This window comes from Paracoccus suum, from assembly GCF_003324675.1.
GTDB classification, from domain to species: domain Bacteria; phylum Pseudomonadota; class Alphaproteobacteria; order Rhodobacterales; family Rhodobacteraceae; genus Paracoccus; species Paracoccus suum.
This window is the reverse complement of record NZ_CP030918.1, coordinates 2,623,973-2,641,205: the sequence shown is the minus strand read 5'-3', so window position 1 is coordinate 2,641,205 and position 17,233 is coordinate 2,623,973. Positions and strand designations below refer to the sequence as shown.

Below are 17,233 nucleotides of genomic sequence, written 5' to 3'. Positions count from 1 at the left end.
GGATGAAAGAGCCGGTCACGGGTACTGGAGAGGGGGAAGGGGAACAAGAAGGCGAACCGGGCACCGCTGGAGGGGCGGTCCAAGAAGCTGAGAGCGAGGCTGCGAAAACGACCGTCGCTTCCGAGAAGCAGGCTGCTAGGGAGATTAAGGGGAATCTTCCTTACACCGCTTCTCCGGGTCTGATTAAGGGTGTCCTCGACGCGGTAATTGCCGCCGAACGCCCCAACCGCCTGAGCAACGTCTACATGGAGACAGTATTCGGATTGTCGGGAGGGGGCGCCCGCTCTGTGCCGCCCATACTCAAAAAGATGGGCTTTCTTAACAGCGATGGCTCGCCAACGGACCTTTACTCAAAATTTAAGACCGAGACCGGGCGTGCTGCGGCAGCGCTAGGTGGATTAAAAAATGCATTTCCTGAGATTTTTAGGAAGAATGAAGTCGCACATAAGGCAACCGACGTCCAGCTTCAAGACATCGTAGTAGAAATCACCGGTTTGACCAAAAAAGATCCGGTACTTCGACACATAATTAACACTTTTAACAATATAAAAGCATACATACCGGCCAACTTTATTTCGGACGGGAATCAAGCCAGAAGGGACGACGAGGTGGAAAAGGTCCCGCCGCTTCCACCGAAGTCGGATCCAGGCCCCGCCGCGGCGACGTTCGGGTTGTCATACCAATTCAACATTGTGCTTCCTGAGAGCCAGGATGAACGTACCTTCGACGCGATATTCCGAAGCCTCAAAAGAAATCTCTTAGAATGATGAGTTCAGAGAGGGTAGAATTATTTTGCCTAAAAGGCGCGCTTACGTACCGCGATTTACGATTGGCTCTGCCTTCAAGTAATGCTTCCACCGGCCGGACTGATCTCGAGCTTTATACTGACGCACTCATTGACCGGCACTTGGATCAAATTGATAAGAGGATCAGATCTGACGCCCATCGGATGGGCGAGTTCTACCGGATGTTCTATTCTCTTGAGAATGATATCAGGGAGTTAATCGCGAATACCATGGAGGAACTTCATGGGCCTAACTGGTGGGGTGATAAGGTGCCTCAAGCCGTTCGTGATAACGTCAAGAAGAACAAGGAAAACGAGGACAGTGAGGGGCTGGAAGCTCGCTCGGTTCGAAGGATTGATTATACAACCTTCGGGGAGCTGGGCGAGATCATCAAAGCCAACTGGGACGATTTCCGCGGACTGTTCTCAAACTGCAGCATTCCTCGGTTTGAAAAAGTGATAAAACGGCTTAATGTTGCGCGGGGACCGATAGCCCATAGTGGTTATATCGTACCTGAAGAAGCGGTGCGACTTAAACTGACTATCAGGGATTGGTATACAATGATCGGCTAGGCGTCAGCTGCTCCATACTAAAAACGCCCCCCAGGATCACTCCCGGGGGGCGCTGACCTGCTCAAATACCCGCAACAACGCTGCGGCGATCCAAACACCCTTTCTCACCTGGCTCGCGGGTCAGGCGGGGGCGGGGGGCTGGCCCTCCGCCTAGCCGTCCGACCCCCTCGCTGGCTTGGCAAAATGCCTAGGTCGTCATGCGCCGAAAGGACGCACCCCCCAAGACACGGACGCCTCCGCCAAAGTTTCGGCGGCCCGCAAGTGTTTTCATCACCCCCAAACGAGCACGAAAAAGGGCCGCCCGAAGGCGACCCCGTGGCCCGCGCGAGCAGAACCGTCAAATCCCGGCTGCGCTTAGCCGATAAACGTCGCGACCGCATCGCCCACGGCCTGCGCAGCATCCGCATGAACCCAGTGCCCTGCGCCGGCGATACGTTGCACCTCAATCTGCGGGAAATAGCGGCGCAGCGCGGCCTCGCCTTCGCGGCTGATGTAATCGCTCTCGGCCCCGGCAATCGCTAGAACCGGGCCGTCGAACGCGCCCTCCGCCAGCCCCTCCGGCCAGCCGACCAGTTCTGCCATTTCCGCCCGCAGCGCCGCGAGGTTCATCTTCCAGCGCGCCGGCTCGCCCGGGCGCAGTTCCAGCGATTGCAGCACAAAGGCGCGGGTGCCTGCGTCCTCGACCCGTTCGGCCAGGCGCGCATCGGCCTCGCTACGGCGGGTGATGCTGGTCAGGTCGGTCGCAGCCATCGCGTCGATCAGCGGCGTCTGGCTGTGGGCGTAGGCGAGGGGCGCGATGTCCAGCACGACGAGTCGGCGCACCATCTGCGGGTGCAGCAGCGCCAGGGCCATCGCCGCCTTGCCCCCCATCGAGTGGCCGACCACGTCGGCGATCCCGCCCTCGGCCGCGATCACTTCGGCCAGGTCGCCGGCGAGGGCGGCATAGCTGTGATCGTCCGACCAGCCACTGTCGCCGTGGTTGCGCATATCGACCTGAATCACGCGCCGGCCCGCAAGGCGCCGGGCGAGACCGCCGAGGTTGCGCGCGCTGCCCAGCAGGCCGTGCGCGAGGATGACCGGGGGCAGGGCGCCGGGCTCGCCCGTGATGATGGTGTTCAGCTTCATGCCGGCACGCTAGCCGGTCTGGTGCCGGGTTGCCACGCTGCTATGCTGCGCCGCGAGGACAGAAAGAGGCCGGGATGCAGGCAGAGCAGGTGCAGCAATGGGCGGGCGAGGTGGCCGCGCTGATGGCGAGTCGCTTTGGCGGCGCGCGGCGTGGGCCGGTGCCGGACCTTGCGACCATGCTGCAACGCCGGGGCGGGGCGCTGCCGCGGCGGCTGCGGCGCGAGGCCGTGCTGCTGGCCGAGGCGGACCGCCTGAGCCATCAGCCGCGCATCGCGCGCCAGCTTGACCTGCGCGCGGCGCAGCGGGCCCATCTGGCGCTGACCCAGCACCTGCGCCCGCTCGGCGCGCTCAGCCGTTGGCGCGACCGCATCGGCGGGCCGCTGGCAGCGGCCGTGCTGGGGCTGATGCTGATCGCCGCGGCGGTCATCTGGATGATGGTCCGGCGCGGCGCGATCTAGACCGCGGGCGGGCCTTTCCAGACGAGCGGGGGCGGCGCGGCCTCCATCCAGGCGCAGCAGTCGGCGTAGAAGGCGACGTCGCGCGCATACCATTGCCGCAGGTTTTCCACCGCACGCGCGCTCAGCGGCGGCGTGCCCGCATAGTCGTTGCGATGTGCCAGCACGGGATCGTCGAAAGGCCGGGGCGCGATTTCGGCAAAACCAAGGTTTGCGGCGAGCCGGGCCCAGTCGTCATCGAAATGCTCGGTTCGCACGATGCCGACCGGCGGGCGTTGCTGCAGGAAATAGCCGCTGGGGGTGAACCAGTCGACCTGCTGGACCGCGGTGTGGTTGATCGAATTGATCGCTCCGCGCGCCTCGACGCCGCGAATGCCGGGATCGAACAGCGCCTCGGCCAGGTCATTCGCCTCCGGGAAGGCGGCAAAGGCACGCACCTCGCCCGGGTGCCAGGGCGTGTAGAATCGCGGCTGCCCGCAACGTTTGCGGCTGTAAAAGCCCGACCGGAACCGGGCCTCGGGTTGGCGGATGCTGAAGGCATAGCTGCCACGCCGCGGTAGATCGCGCAGCCGGACGGGATGGCGATGCTCGAGGAACGCCAGGGCGCCCAGCCGCTCGTTCACCTCCAGGCCCAGCTGCGCCAGCTGGGTTCCGCCGGTCTTGCCGATATGCAGCAGGTTGACCGGCCATCGGACCGGGGCGGCGCCGGCCGTGTCAGCCAGCGCGCGCCCGCCAGGCATCAGAGGCCGGCGTAGAGGGGGAAGCGCCCGCACAGATCGGCCACTTCGGCGCGCACCCGCTCCTCAACCTCGGCATTGCCCTCCTCGCCATTGGCGGCAAGGCCATCGACCACGGCGACGATCCAGCGGGCGATCTGGCGGAACTCCTCCTCGCGAAAGCCGCGCGTGGTGCCCGCCGGCGCGCCGAGGCGCACACCGCTGGTGACGAAGGGCTTTTCCGGGTCGAAAGGCACGCCGTTCTTGTTGGCGGTGATATGGGCGCGGCCCAGCGCCGCCTCGGTCGCCTTTCCGGTCACGCCCTTGGGCCGCAGGTCGGCGAGGCAGAGGTGGTTGTCGGTCCCGCCCGAGACGATGTCGATGCCGCCCTTCATCAACTCGTCGGCCATGGCCTGCGCGTTCTTGACGACCTGCGCGGCGTAATCCTTGAACGAGGGATCCAGCGCCTCCTTGAAGGCGATGGCCTTGGCGGCGATGACATGCATCAGCGGGCCGCCCTGCAGGCCGGGGAACACGGCGCTGTTGATCTTCTTGGCGATGGCTTCGTCGTTGCACAGGATCATGCCGCCACGCGGGCCGCGCAGGGATTTATGCGTGGTCGTGGTCGCGACATGGGCGTGGGGCACGGGCGAGGGGTGGACGCCGCCAGCGACGAGGCCCGCGATATGGGCCATGTCGACCATCAGGTAGGCGCCGACCTCGTCCGCGATCTCGCGGAAAGCGGCCCAGTCCCAGACGCGGCTGTAGGCGGTCCCGCCGGCCAGGATCAGCTTGGGGCTTGTCTCGCGCGCCTTGCGGCGAACCTCGTCCATGTCGATCATCTGGTCCTGCTGGCGTACGCCATAGCTGACCACGTCGAACCACTTGCCGGACATGTTCACGGGGCTGCCATGGGTCAGGTGGCCCCCGCTGTTGAGGTCGAGGCCCATGAACCGATCACCGGGCTGCAGCAGGGCCAGGAACACCGCCTGGTTCATCTGGCTGCCGCTGTTCGGCTGAACGTTGGCATAGGCGGCGCCGAACAGTTGCTTGGCGCGCTCGATGGCCAGTTCCTCCACGATGTCGACATACTGGCAGCCGCCGTAATAGCGTTTGCCGGGGTAGCCTTCGGCATATTTGTTGGTCAGCACGCTGCCCTGCGCTTCAAGGACGGCGCGGCTGACGATGTTCTCGGAGGCGATCAGCTCGATCTCCTCGCGCTGCCGGCCAAGTTCCTGGCCGATGGCCTTGGCGATGTCGGGGTCGCGTTCGGTCATGCTCTGGGTGAAGAACGCGGTGGTGGTATCGGACATCGTGGTCTCCTCGGCCTAGGTTGCTCGGTTCTTAGCGGGTCACGCGCGCTGGGCAAAGAGGCGGTTTTCCCGGGCGGTCGGCGCGCCAGTTTGCGGCGCGCTGCGGGGCAGGGGCGACATGCGCCCCCGGGCCGACGTTTCCGCCAGCCGCCTTGCCAAGTCCAGCAGGGACGGCCATCAACCTTGCATGACCGATGCCATCCATTTCGTCGCCAGCACCACCGCGACCGCCGCGCTTGCCCGGGCCGATCTGATCGCGCGCTACGGCCAGACCCCGGTGGACAAGGCAAAGGTGATCGTCGCCCTCGGGGGCGACGGCTTGATGCTGGCGACGCTGCATGCCCGCCACGGACTGCCGGTCTATGGCATGAACCGGGGCACCGTCGGTTTCCTGATGAACGACTATGTGGCCGACGCCCTGCCCGAGCGGCTGGCAGTGGCAGAGGCGACGGTCATTCACCCGCTGTCCATGACGGCCGAGACGATCGACGGGCGCCAGCACAACGCGGTTGCCATCAACGAGGTCGCCCTATTGCGGGCGGGTCCCCAGGCGGCGCGCCTTCAGATCAGCGTCAACGGCCGCGTGCGCATGGAGGAACTGGTGTGCGATGGCGCACTGCTCTCCACGCCCGCCGGCTCGACCGCCTACAACTACTCCGCCCATGGACCGATCCTGCCGCTGGAATCGGACGTGCTCGCGCTGACCGCGATTGCCGCCTTTCGCCCGCGCCGCTGGCATGGAGCGATCCTGCCCGATACCGCCCGGCTCAGGTTCGACATCCTCGAGCCGGACAAGCGCCCGGTCATGGCGGACGCCGATTCGCGCGGGGTCGAGCAGGTGCTGTGGGTGGAGGTGACTTCCGATCGCGAGGTCAGCCACCGATTACTGTTCGATCCCGGTCACGGATTGGACGAGCGGCTGATGCGCGAGCAGTTTGTCTGAGGCACGCGCAGCAATACACCATTTGGTTCGCATCCCGCGGGTATAAACCTGATTAATACGCCCCAAGGTTGACGGCGGAAAATCGTGTCCTCACGATAAATCCGTCGCCACAACCCGCGCGATTCACTCAGGTAAAATAATGAGCAAAGTGACATGCCGTCCGTCGATCACGCGTTTTCCCGCCTCCGCGAAATTGACCGTGACCTTGTCGCCGATGCGAGACTGGACCTGTCCCACGCCCCATTCGGGCGCACCTGGGTGGCGCACCAGCATTCCCGGCTCGAGGATTTCCAGCATCAGAGCCTCCCATGCAATCCCAGCGGAGGCTAGGGTGGCATGAGCGACGCAGCAACACCGGCCGAGGATGAACAGCCTCAAGCCGGCGGTCTTGCCGCGCTTGTCGCGGCGCGGCTTTGCCATGATCTGATCTCGCCGCTGGGGGCAATCGGCAACGGCGTCGAACTGATGCAGTTGACCGCCGCGCCGGGAACCGAGCCGCCCCCCGAACTGACCCTGATCGGCGAGAGCGTGTCTGCGGCGCGGGCCCGGATCTCGTGCTTCCGCATCGCCTTTGGCCCTGCCTCGGGCGAGCAGCGCCTCAGCAAATCCGAGCTGGAATCGCTGCTGCGGGACATGGCTGCAGGGGGGCGGCTGCGGATCGACCTCGACTCGCAGGGCGATCAGACCCGGGCCGAGGTCAAGCTGCTACTGCTGGCGCTGAATTGCCTCGAGACGGCGCTGCCTTGGGGCGGCCGGGTGCTTGTTTGCCGGGCCGTTCCCGGCTGGCGGTTGGTGGCCGAGGCGACCCGTACCAAGCCTGACCCGGCGCTCTGGGCCTGGATCGGCGGTGAGCCGTGCTTGCGCCGTCAGAACACGACTCCCGCCGAGGTCCATTTCCCGGTGTTCGCCGCTGAAGCTGCAGCCCAAGGGCGTCAGCCCCGTTGGGAGGTTGACGAGACCGGCGCCGAGATCGCGTTCTAGACGCCGGTCGGGCAGGGGCGCAGCGCGCGCCCCCGCGTCCTCAGAAGCCGGACTTGATCTTTTCAAACTCCGCCAGTTGACGCTCACGCATCTCTGGCTGGTTCGGCGTCTGATCCAGCACCGGGGCGTCGATGGCGTTGATGCCGGCCTCGACCTTCTGTTCCTCGGTGATCTGCTTCATCGCCTCGCTTGAGGTATGGCCATAGCCAATGGTATCCAGCAGCGCCACGCCGGCTGAAGGTGCCAACCAGGCGTTGATGAAGTCATAGGCCTTTTCTTCTTTGCCGGGGCCGTCCTTCAGGTTGACGAAGCCGCAGAAGAAGCTGGACCAGCCTTCCTTGGTGTCGCGCTTGAAGCCGACCGGAAAGTTGTCCTTTTTCAGGTAGGTCGGCCCGTCGTTCCAGGACCAGGCGACATCGACCGCGCCGGAGGCCATAAGCTGCGCCATCTCGGCCGGGTCGGCCCAGTAGCTGCTGACATTGGCATGCGCCTTGCGCAGCCAGTCGGCCGCCGCGGTGAACTGCTCGTCGGTGATGTTGTCCCAGTTGGTGACGCCCGTCGCGAGGTAGGCCAGGGCCCACACGTCATCTGCGCTGTCGGGCAGCGAGGTCCGGCCTTCGTATTTCGGGTCGATGAACACGTTCAGGCTGGCCACATCCTCGGCCGGGACCTTTTCCGTGTTGTAGGCGATGGCGGTCGCGCCCCAGTCGGTTGGAATGTACCACACGCCCTTGTCGTCCTTGAACACGGGCGAGTTCAGAAACTTGGGGTCGAGCGTCGCGAAGGCCGGGATCTTTGACGTGTCCCAAGGCTCGATCAGGCCGGCGTCGCGGTATTTCGAGACCATCTGGCTGCAGGGGTGGGCGACGTCCGCCTTGAAGCCCGAGGCGAGCTTTTGATAGGCCTCGTCGTCATCCCCGTAAAAGGCAAAGGTCGGGCTCTGCCCGTTCTTGTCGATATACCCCTGAAAGATCGAGGGCTCCTCGAAGCCGGCCCAATCAAACACCGTCAGCTCGGGGTCGGCAGCAAAGGCCGGCATGGCCACACTGCCCAGCGCGAAGGCGACAAGGCCGCGGAGCGCAAGGCCCGTCGGGATTACAAGGCGGGGAAAACTCATGCGCTACGGCCTTTCCATGCGGAGATCTGGGCAAATGCTAGGTTGCGGCCGAGCGGCACGCAAGCGCCGTAGTCTTGGGGAGGAGTCCGGCCGAGCGGTGGTGCGGGCCTGTCGGCGGCTGTCACAGGAGCCGTCACCGGAGCCGGTCACAAGGCTCTGTGGATTGGCCGCCCTGCTCTAAACTTTGCGGGCATAAATGCGGGGTCGCAGAAGTGAATTTTCTGCACAACCACACTGTTCTTATCAATGCGCTACCACCGCCCCGAGGCGCCACCGCCGCCCGAGCGGCCGCCGCCGAATCCGCCGCCGCCGCCACCGCCACGAAAGCCGCGAAAGCCGCGCTCATTACGTCCCCAGCGGCCCGCAGGCAGCATGACAGGCGTGGTGACCGTTTCACGCGCGGTCCAGCCGCACGCCGGGCAGCTGCGCAGCAAGATATTGCCCGCTGTGGCTATGCCGCCGGGCAGGTTGCCGGGCGCGGGCTCGATCCGTTCAGTGGTTTTTGCACCGCATTGCTGGCACCGCGCCCCGCGCCGACGGCGCAACAGGCTGCGCACCATGCCAAGGCCGGTGACCCCGAACACGCCGAACACCGCCAGCGGCAGCAAACTTTCGAACCATGGACGGCCCAGCTTGTGGGGCGGTGGCGCCGTGCCCGTCGCCAAGGGCCGGGCAATCGAGTTGATCACGGCAAGCGTGCCGTCGCGCAGTCCCTGCGACATCTGCCCGTCGCGCAGCGAGGGCAGCATCACCCGCTCCATGATAGCGCCCGCGCGAATGTCGCGATCCCGCCCGTAGGCGGCCCCCAACTCGATCCGCGCCTCCCGCGCCGCGGGGATCAGCAGCACCATGAAGCCGTCGTTGCGATCCGCTGCGCCGACGCCCCAGGCGTTGAAGAGGCGCTTCGCGAACGCGTCGAGGCTGGCATCCCCGTAGCGGCTGCGGTCCTCCAGCGTGACCACGGTGCCCTGCACCCCGGTATCCCGGTGCAGCGCGATCAGGGCCTCGTCTATGGTCCGCGTATCCTGTGGGCTCAGCACGCCGGCAAAATCATTGACCGAGGTGTGGGCGTAGGCCGGCAACGGTTGGGCCGCCTGGGCACCCGGCGGCGCGGCCATCAGGCAAGCAAGGGCCAGCCACCGCAGCAGCGCGATCATGTCGTCAAGGTCGCTGGCCCGCCGACGATGCGGGGATCAATCGAGCCGATGGCGTCCTTGTCTTTGCCGGCATAGTCGATTGCGCCCAGCACCGTTTGGATCGCCGCGATGCGGGCGCGGCGCTTGTCGTCCGAGCGGATGACCGTCCAAGGCGCAGCCGGCGTATGCGACATGTCCAGCGTCTCGCGGATGGCATTGCTGTAATCGTCCCATTTGGCCAACCCCTCGACGTCGATCCAGCTGAGTTTCCATTGCTTCAGCGGATCCCCCTCGCGGTCGAGGAACCGCTTCAGCTGCTCGGCTTGGCCCACGTCCAGCCACAGCTTGACCAGGATCACGCCGTCCTCGACCAGCAGGCGCTCGAAATCGGGAAGCTGGCGAAAGAACAGCTGCCGCTGCTCCTCGGTCGAAAAGCCGAACACCTTTTCCACAACGCCGCGATTGTACCAACTGCGATCAAACAGCGCGATTTCGCCCGCGGCGGGCAACCAGTCGGTGTAGCGCTGGAAATACCACTGGCCCGCTTCGCGCTCGGTCGGCTTTGGCAGGGCGACGATATAAGCGCTGCGCGGGTTCAGGTTCTCGCGCATCACTTCGATGGTACCACCCTTGCCGGCGGCGTCGCGACCCTCGAACAGGACGACCAGACGTTTGCCGGTGTCGATCAGATCGCGCAGCATCTTGACCAGCTCGATCTGCAGCGCCTCCATCCGCGCCTCGTAGTCCGACTTTTTGATCTCTTCGCGATAGGGATAAGACGTGTCGAGGATGTCGTCCTTGTCCGCCTCCTTGATCGCGCGCCGGATCTTGGCGGGCGCGCCATCGCGCAGATACCGCGTGATCTGCCCGACCAGCGGGACATCCTTGGAAACAGGGGCAGAGGTCTTGGCCATGTCGCCTCGCAAGCTGAGATGTGGGCACTATTCCCGCCCGCACGTCCACCTGCAAGGCAGCCCTCAGTTGCGCCCGATCTCACCCAAATCAAACGGCGTCGTCTGATAGATCTCGTTCAGCCAGTTGCCGTAAAGCAGATGCGCGTGGCTGCGCCAGCGGTTGCTGGGCGCCCGGGCCGGGTCGTCATCGGGAAAATAATTCGCCGGCACGTTGATCGCGGCGCCCGTGGCGACGTCGCGGTCGTATTCCTGCTTCAGGGTATCGCTGTCGTATTCGAGGTGGTTGAAGATATAGAGGGTGCGCCGTGCCGGGTCCTCGACCAGGCACGGTCCGACCTCGTCCGAGGCGAGCAGCGTCACCAGCCCCGCAGCCTCGGTGTCGGCCTGGCGCACCTCGGTCCAGCGGCTGACCGGCACCAGAACATCATCCGAGAAGCCGCGCAGATAGGGAGAGGCCGGCGCGAGGTTGCCGTGGCGGAAGCAGCCGAAGGCCTTGGCATCCAGCGCGCGCTTTTCGATGCCGTGCAGGTGGTAGGCCATCGCCATGCCGCCCCAGCAGACGCCGAATGTCGAATGCACATGGCTCTGCGCCCAGTCAAAGACGCGGCGCATCTCGTCCCAGTAGGTGACCTCTTCGAACGGCAGGTGCTCGATGGGGGCGCCGGTGATTATCAGCCCGTCGAACCGCTCGCCCGAGGCCTCGACGTCCGAAAAAGGGCGATAGAATGCTTCCATATGATCGGCGGCAGTGTTGCGGCTGGCGTGGTCGGACATGCGGATCAGGTGGAAATCGATCTGCAGCGGCGTCGCGCCGATCAACCGGGCAAACTGGTTCTCGGTCTGGATCTTTTTCGGCATCAGGTTCAGCAGCCCGATGCGCAGCGGCCGGATATCCTGCGTCGCGGCGCGGCCCGGGGACATGACCATGACGCCTTCGCTGCGCAGGATGTCATAGGCGGGCAGATCCTCGGGCAGGGTAATCGGCATCAGGAAACCTCGGTTTGGTGCGTGCCGCGTGCGGCGGCGGTACGGTCGATCGCAAGTGCGATCAGGTCGTTGAAATCGTCCGGGCCGGTCAGCGCGCCCACCTCGGCGGCGGTGACGCTGACGCCGCGGCGGGCCATGGCGGCATAGCGCGGCTGGCGGGCGGCGAGGGCGCGGGCATAGGTCCAGCGGATGAAGGCGTCGGGATCGACCGGGCCGGGATGGGCCAGGCCGTAGGCTTGCCAAGCCTCGGTCAGGAATTCGGGGCGGTAGTACATCGGCTTCGGGGCGCGGTTGAAACGTTCGATCAGCGCGGATGTATGTTCGGGCGAGCCCTCGATCCAGACTGGCAGCATCATTCCGGCGAGCGCGTTCAGGACCGGGTCGCCCGGGTCCGCAGCGTCGATTACCTCGCAGATCGAGCCGGAGGTGTCGCAGACAAAGTTCGGATAGCCATAAAGGTCGCGCGCGCGGCGGATGAAATGACCGGCATCGAGACTGGCCGCGACTTCGGCGGCGCGGTGCAGGTCCTGCCGCCGCCGGTATTCGTCGATCGGCAACCCGCCCATGTCAGGACCACCCGGCTTGCCGAGCCAGCAGGACAGCGGTGCCAGATTGTCGAAGGTGATGTTGCTCTCGACCCGCAGGGAATCGGACAGCAGCAACTCGCGCAGGCGCGGCAGCCGCATGGCTTCGCGCTTGAACTCGTCTGCGATCTCCTCGCCCAGATAGCGGGTGCCGATGCGGTAATCGACACTGTAGTGATACCAGTCACCCGTCCGGCGGAGCATCGCCGCCAGATGCGTCTTGCCAAGGCCGGACATGCCAAACAGCATGATCCGCTTTTCGGGCGCCTCGCGCCATGCCGCGCCGCTTGCGTAGATCATTTCCACCGCCTCGACCCAAATTTCGCTGGAGCCTCGCCTGCAGGCGTCAGCCGCCGCGCACCACCTCTATCATGCGGGCGACATTTGCCGGGTCCGCATCCGGCGTTATCCCGTGCCCGAGGTTGAAGACATGCGGGCCGCCCGAAAAGGCCTGCACGATCCGCCGGGTCTCGGCATCGAGGGCCGGGCCGCCCGTGACCATGTGGCCCGGCGCGAGGTTGCCCTGCACGCATCCGTCCGGCTGCAGGTTGGCGGCGGCCCAATCGGCGCTGACAGAATTGTCGAGCGCCAGGCAATCGGCGCCGGTAGCTCGGGCAAAGCCGATGTAGCGCTCCTTCGCCTCGCGGGGAAAGGCGATGACTGGCACATGCGGATGGCGCGCCTTCAGTGCGGCGATGATCCGCGCCGTGGGGGCGAGGGCGAAATCGTCGAAATCGGTGCCTTTCAGGCTGCCGGCCCAGCTGTCGAACAGTTTGACGACCTCGGCCCCGGCCTCGATCTGGGCCGACACATAGGCAATCGTCGCTTGCTCGATGCGGCCGATCAGCGCAGCAAAGCCGGCGCGGTCCTCTGCGATCATGCGGTGGGCGGCGCCCTGGTCCTTGCTGCCGCGGCCTGCGACCATGTAGGTCGCGACAGTCCAGGGCGCGCCGGCAAAGCCGATCAGCGTGACCTCGGGCGGCAGTTCGCGCGACAGGATGCGCACGGTCTCGTAGATGGGGGCGAGGGTGTCGTGGACGTCGTCCGCCCCGCGCAGCGCGGCAAGGCCGCCAGCCTCGGCCAGCGGCGTCAGGCGCGGCCCCTCACCGGTGACGAACCACAGATCCTGCCCCAGCGCCTGCGGCACGAGCAGGATATCGGCAAAAAGGATTGCCGCATCAAAGCCAAAGCGGCGGATGGGCTGCAGCGTGACCTCGGCCGCCAGCTCGGGGTTGTAGCACAGCTTCAGGAAGTCCCCGGCCTCGGCGCGGGTCGCGCGATACTCCGGCAGATAGCGGCCAGCCTGGCGCATCATCCAGATCGGCGGCACGTCTTGGCGTTCGCCGCGAAGGGCACGTAGGATCGTCTTTGTCATGGGGTCCTCGCTGCTTCGGCTGACGCTTGCACCCGGTGGGGGGGCGGTTGTCAAGCGACGGACTTCGCGCTAGCCCGCGGGACATGGATCGTACGCCGACACCCCTTAACCCGCTTCGCATCGGCACGCGCGGCTCTGCCCTCGCACTCGCCCAGGCCCACGAGACGCGCGACCGCCTGGCCGAGGCGCATGGCCTTCCGCCCGAAGCCTTCGAGATCGTGATCATCCGCACCACGGGCGACCGCATCACCGATCGCAGCCTGCGCGAGCTTGGCGGCAAGGGCCTCTTCACCCGCGAGATCGAGCAGGCCCTGTCCAATGCCGAGATCGACATCGCGGTCCATTCGATGAAGGACATGCCGGTCCTGCAGCCGGAAGATCTGGTGATCGACTGCATTCTGCCGCGCGAGGACGTGCGCGACGCCTTCGTCAGCCACCGTTACGCCAGCCTCGCCGACATGCCGGATGGCGCCGTGATCGGCAGCTCGTCCCTGCGGCGGCAGTCGCAGGTCGCCCATCGCCGCCCCGGCCTGCGCCTCGTCGAGTTTCGCGGCAATGTGCAGACCCGGCTGGCCAAGCTGGAGCAGGGGGTGGCGGACGCGACTTTTCTTGCGATGGCGGGGCTTGCCCGCCTTGGCATGTCCGCGGTTGCGACCCAGGCCGTGCCCCCTTCCGAGATGCTGCCCGCGGTCGCCCAGGGCGCCATCGGCGTTGAACGGCGGGCGAGCGACGACCAGATCGCGGCCTTGCTGTCGGCCATCAACGATCCCGCATCGGCAACGCGGGTGACGGCCGAGCGTGCCTTCCTCCGCCGCCTCGACGGCAGCTGCCAGACCCCCATCGCCGGCCTGGCCGAGATCGCCGCCGACGGTACGCTGCACCTGCGCGGCGAGATCCTGCGCCCCGACGGCAGCGCCGTCCTGCGCGGCGAACGGCGCGGCCCCGGCAGCGATGCAGCCCGGATGGGCGATGATCTTGCGGCAGAACTGCTTGCCACCGCACCCGCGGGCTTCATGGATTTTCTCAGCTAGGCAGAAATTCTGCCTCAGGTTGATGATAATTTTGGTCGCACAAATGGTGTCGTCTGTTATCAAACGGAATTTTAAGGTGCCTCCGCAACCTTAAGGCGTGTTGCGTCTTGTGGAGATGCCATAGCCAACTTAAACGGCCACGGAGAGATCGAATCTTCGAGGCTGCGTATGACAACTCCATGGGTTTCTATGTCGGCACTATCGCGATTGGTTCGCGTACTCTCGCTGCGGCCGAGCCTCCGGATCTACGTTTAGTTGCTACCCACAATCAGTTCCGTCTGACCTCTCCCGGGGAGAAAGCGATGACCGGACGCGCGCCCATCAAGCTTTTCTACTGGAATATGCCGAACTTCGGCGACGCCTTATCGGTCGACGTTGTGCGCCTGCTCAGTGGCGGTCGCGAGGTCAGATTTGGCCATGCGGCATGGGCGCATATGGCAGCCATCGGCTCGCTCATTGGAATGATCGGCAAGCGCTTTGAGCAGAAGGACCGCGATCCCTCGGTCGGGCCGCTGGCGGTCTGGGGGTCCGGGGTCATGCATCCTGGCGGGCGCCAGCTGCTGGACCGGCTCAAGCTGTTCGCGGTGCGCGGGCCGGTCACCGCCTCGACGCTGGGCATCAGCCCACAGATTGCGATGGGCGATCCTGGGCTTTTCGCGGCCGACCTTCTGACCGAGCGTCCGGCGCGGACAGACCGCATCGGGCTTGTGGCGCATCACAGACTTGCCGACGATTCTCGGCTGGCGAAGCTGCAGATGGATAATCCTGAGATAACGCTCATTGACCCGCGGACCGAGGATGCACTGTCGGTGGTCCGGCAGATCGCCGCCTGCCGGCTGATATTGTCCTCCTCGCTGCACGGGTTGATCGTGGCCGACAGCCTCGGCATTCCCAGCATCTGGCTGGATCCGACCGGCAACCATGACCACCCCGAGCTGAAATTCCTCGATTACGCGGCTTCCATCGGGCGGCCCTTGGTGCGCCCCGTGCTGCTGTCAGAGATCGAGTCGCATCTGCACACCGATGCAGGGGATGTGGCCCGTTACCAGGACGGGATCGAGCGATCGAAGGCCGAATTGCGCCGCAGCTTTTACGAGATGCTGGCATATATCCAACGCCCTAAGGCCCGGAAACTCGCGGACGGCGCGGCCTATGCAAGGCTCAGGACGCCGGCAGTCAGGGCTCAAGTTGTCCAGGCGACCGTGTCCGACACGGTAGCTCCGGCAGCCCCGGCGCGGAGCCAAGCCGCAGGGCAGGAATTGGCTTCCTAGTTTGTAGGGGAAGTCGCGGCGGCGGAACGTCCGTCCCCGAACCAGTGACCGCAACCAAATCGATCTCAAGAATCCGCGTCGAGAACGCAGGCCGCGGTCCCCGGCGGGGCTGAGCGCAGAGCGGTGCCCACGGGCGGCACGGCGGCGTCAGACCTGGCCCAGCTTCGCCAGCCGAGCGGCCCGCAGTTGGGCGAAATCATCGCCGGCGTGATAGCTGGACCGGGTCAGGGGCGTTGCCGAGACCATCAGGAAGCCCTTGCCATAGGCGGCGCGGCCATAGCCGTCGAACTCCTCGGGGGTGACAAAGCGGTCGACGCGGTGATGCTTGGGGGTCGGCTGCAGGTACTGGCCGATGGTCAGGAAATCGACATCCGCCGCGCGCATGTCGTCCATGACCTGCAAAACGCCCTGCCGATCCTCGCCAAGGCCCACCATGATCCCGGACTTGGTGAACATTGCAGGGTCCAGCTCTTTCACCCGCTGCAGCAGCCGCAGCGAGTGGAAATAACGCGCACCGGGGCGTACCGTGGGGTAGAGGCCGGGCACGGTCTCGAGGTTGTGGTTGAAAACGTCCGGCCGCGCCTCGACCACCTTTTCGAGGCTGCCGGTATCGGACTTGAGGAAGTCGGGGGTCAGTACCTCGATCGTCGTGCCAGGGGCGCGGTGGCGGATCGCGCGGATCGTCTGGGCGAAATGATCGGCGCCGCCGTCGGTCAGATCGTCGCGGTCGACCGAGGTCACGACCACATGGTTCAGTCCCAGCTTTTGAACGGCATGGGCGACCCGTCCCGGCTCGAACAGATCCAGAGTGTCAGGGCGGCCCGTGCGCACGTTGCAAAAGCTGCAGCCGCGGGTGCAGATCTCGCCCATGATCATCATGGTGGCGTGGCCCTGCGACCAGCATTCGCCGACGTTGGGGCAGCCGGCTTCCTCGCAGACCGTGGTCAGGCGGTTCTCGCGCATGATCTCGCGTGTGCGGGCGTAGCCGGCGCCCGACGGCGCCTTGACGCGGATCCATGACGGCTTTTTCGGCTGCGTCTGGTCGGGCCGGTGGGCCTTTTCGGGATGACGCAGCACGGGGATGTCGGTGACGGCCGGGGCAGGGCCGGTGCCACCCTCGGCGGCGGCGGGCGCCTGCGGATCGGGTTCGGCATTCGGCGTGCCTTCGCGCGCGATCAGATCCACGGCTCGGTCCTCCATCGGGTCGGATTCGACATAGACCTTCCGTCACGGTTGATCAACGCGCCCCGACAGGGCATCAGCCTGCCCGACCGATGCCGCACTGCAGCGGCGCGGGATGACGCAGACGACGAGCGAAAGAGGGATTTGACCGTGACGATGATTGGCAAGCGCGTGCCGCAGGTGACTTTCCAGACCCGAGTCCGCGACGAGGCGGTGGGCGGGCCGAACCCCTATCGCTGGCAGACTCTCACCACCGACGATTATTTCAAGGGCAAGCGGGTGGTGCTGTTCTCGCTGCCGGGCGCCTTTACGCCCACCTGCTCGACCTACCAGCTGCCCGGTTTCGAGGCCGCGGCAGAGCAACTGGCCGCCGGCGGGATCGATGCGATCTACTGCCTGTCGGTGAACGACAGCTTTGTCATGAACCAGTGGGCCAAGTCGCAGGGGCTGTCGGCCGTAAAGGTCATCCCGGACGGGTCCGGGCAGTTTACCAAAGGCATGGGCATGCTGGTGCGCAAGGACAACCTCGGCTTTGGCCCGCGCAGCTGGCGCTATGCCGCGGTGGTTGACGACGGCGAGATCATCGCCTGGTTCGAAGAACCCGGACGTTGCGATGACTGCGCGGACGACCCCTATGGCGAGACCTCGCCCGAGCGGATCGCGGAATGGGTCGCGGCCAATCCGGCCGGCAGCCGCGCCGCGCCGCAGATGGAATTGGCCTGAAGCAAATCGCGGCGCGCCTGCGA

General features: G+C 65.5%; 19 protein-coding genes. 8 read left to right on the top strand and 11 right to left on the bottom strand.

Annotation, left to right across the window (positions count from 1 at the left end):
• Positions 1-2 precede the first annotated feature (2 nt).
• The gene (locus tag DRW48_RS16005) at positions 3-767 is read left to right on the top strand and encodes a DUF5343 domain-containing protein (RefSeq protein WP_162784764.1); all 765 of its coding nucleotides are present in this window, start codon (positions 3-5) and stop codon (positions 765-767) included.
• The gene (locus DRW48_RS12900) at positions 764-1,357 is read left to right on the top strand and encodes a Swt1 family HEPN domain-containing protein (protein ID WP_162784763.1); all 594 of its coding nucleotides are present in this window, start codon (positions 764-766) and stop codon (positions 1,355-1,357) included. The genes DRW48_RS16005 and DRW48_RS12900 overlap by 4 nt, the downstream gene beginning before the upstream one ends.
• A 354-nt stretch (positions 1,358-1,711) precedes the next feature.
• On the opposite strand, the gene DRW48_RS12895 is transcribed toward DRW48_RS12900, so the two are convergent.
• Entirely contained in the window at positions 1,712-2,482 is a 771-nt protein-coding gene (locus tag DRW48_RS12895) for an alpha/beta fold hydrolase (protein WP_114076773.1), read from the bottom strand.
• A 74-nt stretch (positions 2,483-2,556) separates the two neighbouring features.
• Between DRW48_RS12895 and DRW48_RS12890 the strand changes: the two genes are divergently transcribed.
• A complete protein-coding gene (locus DRW48_RS12890) occupies positions 2,557-2,940 on the top strand; it encodes a hypothetical protein (RefSeq protein ID WP_114076772.1) in 384 nt (127 codons plus the stop codon).
• On the opposite strand, the gene DRW48_RS12885 is transcribed toward DRW48_RS12890, so the two are convergent.
• Together DRW48_RS12885 and glyA are read right to left on the bottom strand one after the other, a co-directional pair.
• Positions 2,937-3,677 (bottom strand): hypothetical protein, encoded by a 741-nt coding sequence (locus DRW48_RS12885; RefSeq protein WP_114076771.1) that lies wholly within the window; start codon positions 3,675-3,677, stop codon positions 2,937-2,939. The two genes, DRW48_RS12890 and DRW48_RS12885, sit on opposite strands and share 4 nt — an antisense overlap.
• Positions 3,677-4,966: a serine hydroxymethyltransferase gene (glyA, locus tag DRW48_RS12880; protein ID WP_114076770.1), complete on the bottom strand. Its 1,290-nt coding sequence runs from the start codon at positions 4,964-4,966 to the stop codon at positions 3,677-3,679. Before glyA ends, DRW48_RS12885 begins: the two co-directional genes overlap by 1 nt.
• 187 nt (positions 4,967-5,153) lie before the next feature.
• On the opposite strand from glyA, the gene DRW48_RS12875 reads away from it, so the two are divergent.
• Positions 5,154-5,909: an NAD kinase gene (locus DRW48_RS12875; protein ID WP_114076769.1), complete on the top strand. Its 756-nt coding sequence runs from the start codon at positions 5,154-5,156 to the stop codon at positions 5,907-5,909.
• Positions 5,910-6,032: 123 nt separating this feature from the next.
• On the opposite strand, the gene DRW48_RS12870 is transcribed toward DRW48_RS12875, so the two are convergent.
• Positions 6,033-6,206 (bottom strand): DUF3553 domain-containing protein, encoded by a 174-nt coding sequence (locus DRW48_RS12870; protein WP_114076768.1) that lies wholly within the window; start codon positions 6,204-6,206, stop codon positions 6,033-6,035.
• 39 nt (positions 6,207-6,245) lie between these two features.
• Between DRW48_RS12870 and DRW48_RS12865 the strand changes: the two genes are divergently transcribed.
• Positions 6,246-6,890, top strand: coding sequence for a histidine phosphotransferase family protein (locus DRW48_RS12865; protein ID WP_114076767.1), 645 nt, complete (start codon positions 6,246-6,248; stop codon positions 6,888-6,890).
• Between the two features lie 40 nt (positions 6,891-6,930).
• On the opposite strand, the gene DRW48_RS12860 is transcribed toward DRW48_RS12865, so the two are convergent.
• From DRW48_RS12860 to hemE, 6 genes are all read right to left on the bottom strand, one after another.
• Positions 6,931-8,007, bottom strand: a complete 1,077-nt coding sequence (locus tag DRW48_RS12860) for an ABC transporter substrate-binding protein (protein WP_114076766.1) — start codon at positions 8,005-8,007, stop codon at positions 6,931-6,933.
• Positions 8,008-8,258: 251 nt separating this feature from the next.
• Entirely contained in the window at positions 8,259-9,164 is a 906-nt protein-coding gene (locus DRW48_RS12855) for a TPM domain-containing protein (RefSeq protein ID WP_241963273.1), read from the bottom strand.
• Positions 9,161-10,057 (bottom strand): polyphosphate kinase 2, encoded by an 897-nt coding sequence (gene ppk2, locus DRW48_RS12850; protein ID WP_114076765.1) that lies wholly within the window; start codon positions 10,055-10,057, stop codon positions 9,161-9,163. The genes DRW48_RS12855 and ppk2 overlap by 4 nt, the downstream gene beginning before the upstream one ends.
• Positions 10,058-10,120: 63 nt before the next feature.
• A complete protein-coding gene (locus tag DRW48_RS12845) occupies positions 10,121-11,044 on the bottom strand; it encodes a homoserine O-succinyltransferase (protein ID WP_114076764.1) in 924 nt (307 codons plus the stop codon).
• Positions 11,044-11,928, bottom strand: a complete 885-nt coding sequence (locus tag DRW48_RS12840; protein ID WP_114076763.1) for an ATPase — start codon at positions 11,926-11,928, stop codon at positions 11,044-11,046. Before DRW48_RS12840 ends, DRW48_RS12845 begins: the two co-directional genes overlap by 1 nt.
• A gap of 46 nt (positions 11,929-11,974) precedes the next feature.
• The gene (gene hemE / locus DRW48_RS12835) at positions 11,975-13,003 is read right to left on the bottom strand and encodes a uroporphyrinogen decarboxylase (RefSeq protein ID WP_114076762.1); all 1,029 of its coding nucleotides are present in this window, start codon (positions 13,001-13,003) and stop codon (positions 11,975-11,977) included.
• An 83-nt stretch (positions 13,004-13,086) separates the two neighbouring features.
• On the opposite strand from hemE, the gene hemC reads away from it, so the two are divergent.
• Both hemC and DRW48_RS12825 read left to right on the top strand, forming a co-directional pair.
• Entirely contained in the window at positions 13,087-14,034 is a 948-nt protein-coding gene (hemC, locus tag DRW48_RS12830; RefSeq protein WP_114076761.1) for a hydroxymethylbilane synthase, read from the top strand.
• Between the two features lie 179 nt (positions 14,035-14,213).
• Positions 14,214-15,305, top strand: coding sequence for a polysaccharide pyruvyl transferase family protein (locus tag DRW48_RS12825; RefSeq protein ID WP_114076760.1), 1,092 nt, complete (start codon positions 14,214-14,216; stop codon positions 15,303-15,305).
• Between the two features lie 147 nt (positions 15,306-15,452).
• On the opposite strand, the gene lipA is transcribed toward DRW48_RS12825, so the two are convergent.
• Positions 15,453-16,388: a lipoyl synthase gene (gene lipA, locus DRW48_RS12820; RefSeq protein ID WP_241963468.1), complete on the bottom strand. Its 936-nt coding sequence runs from the start codon at positions 16,386-16,388 to the stop codon at positions 15,453-15,455.
• 255 nt (positions 16,389-16,643) lie between these two features.
• Between lipA and DRW48_RS12815 the strand changes: the two genes are divergently transcribed.
• A complete protein-coding gene (locus tag DRW48_RS12815; protein ID WP_114077567.1) occupies positions 16,644-17,210 on the top strand; it encodes a peroxiredoxin in 567 nt (188 codons plus the stop codon).
• Positions 17,211-17,233: the final 23 nt, after the last annotated feature.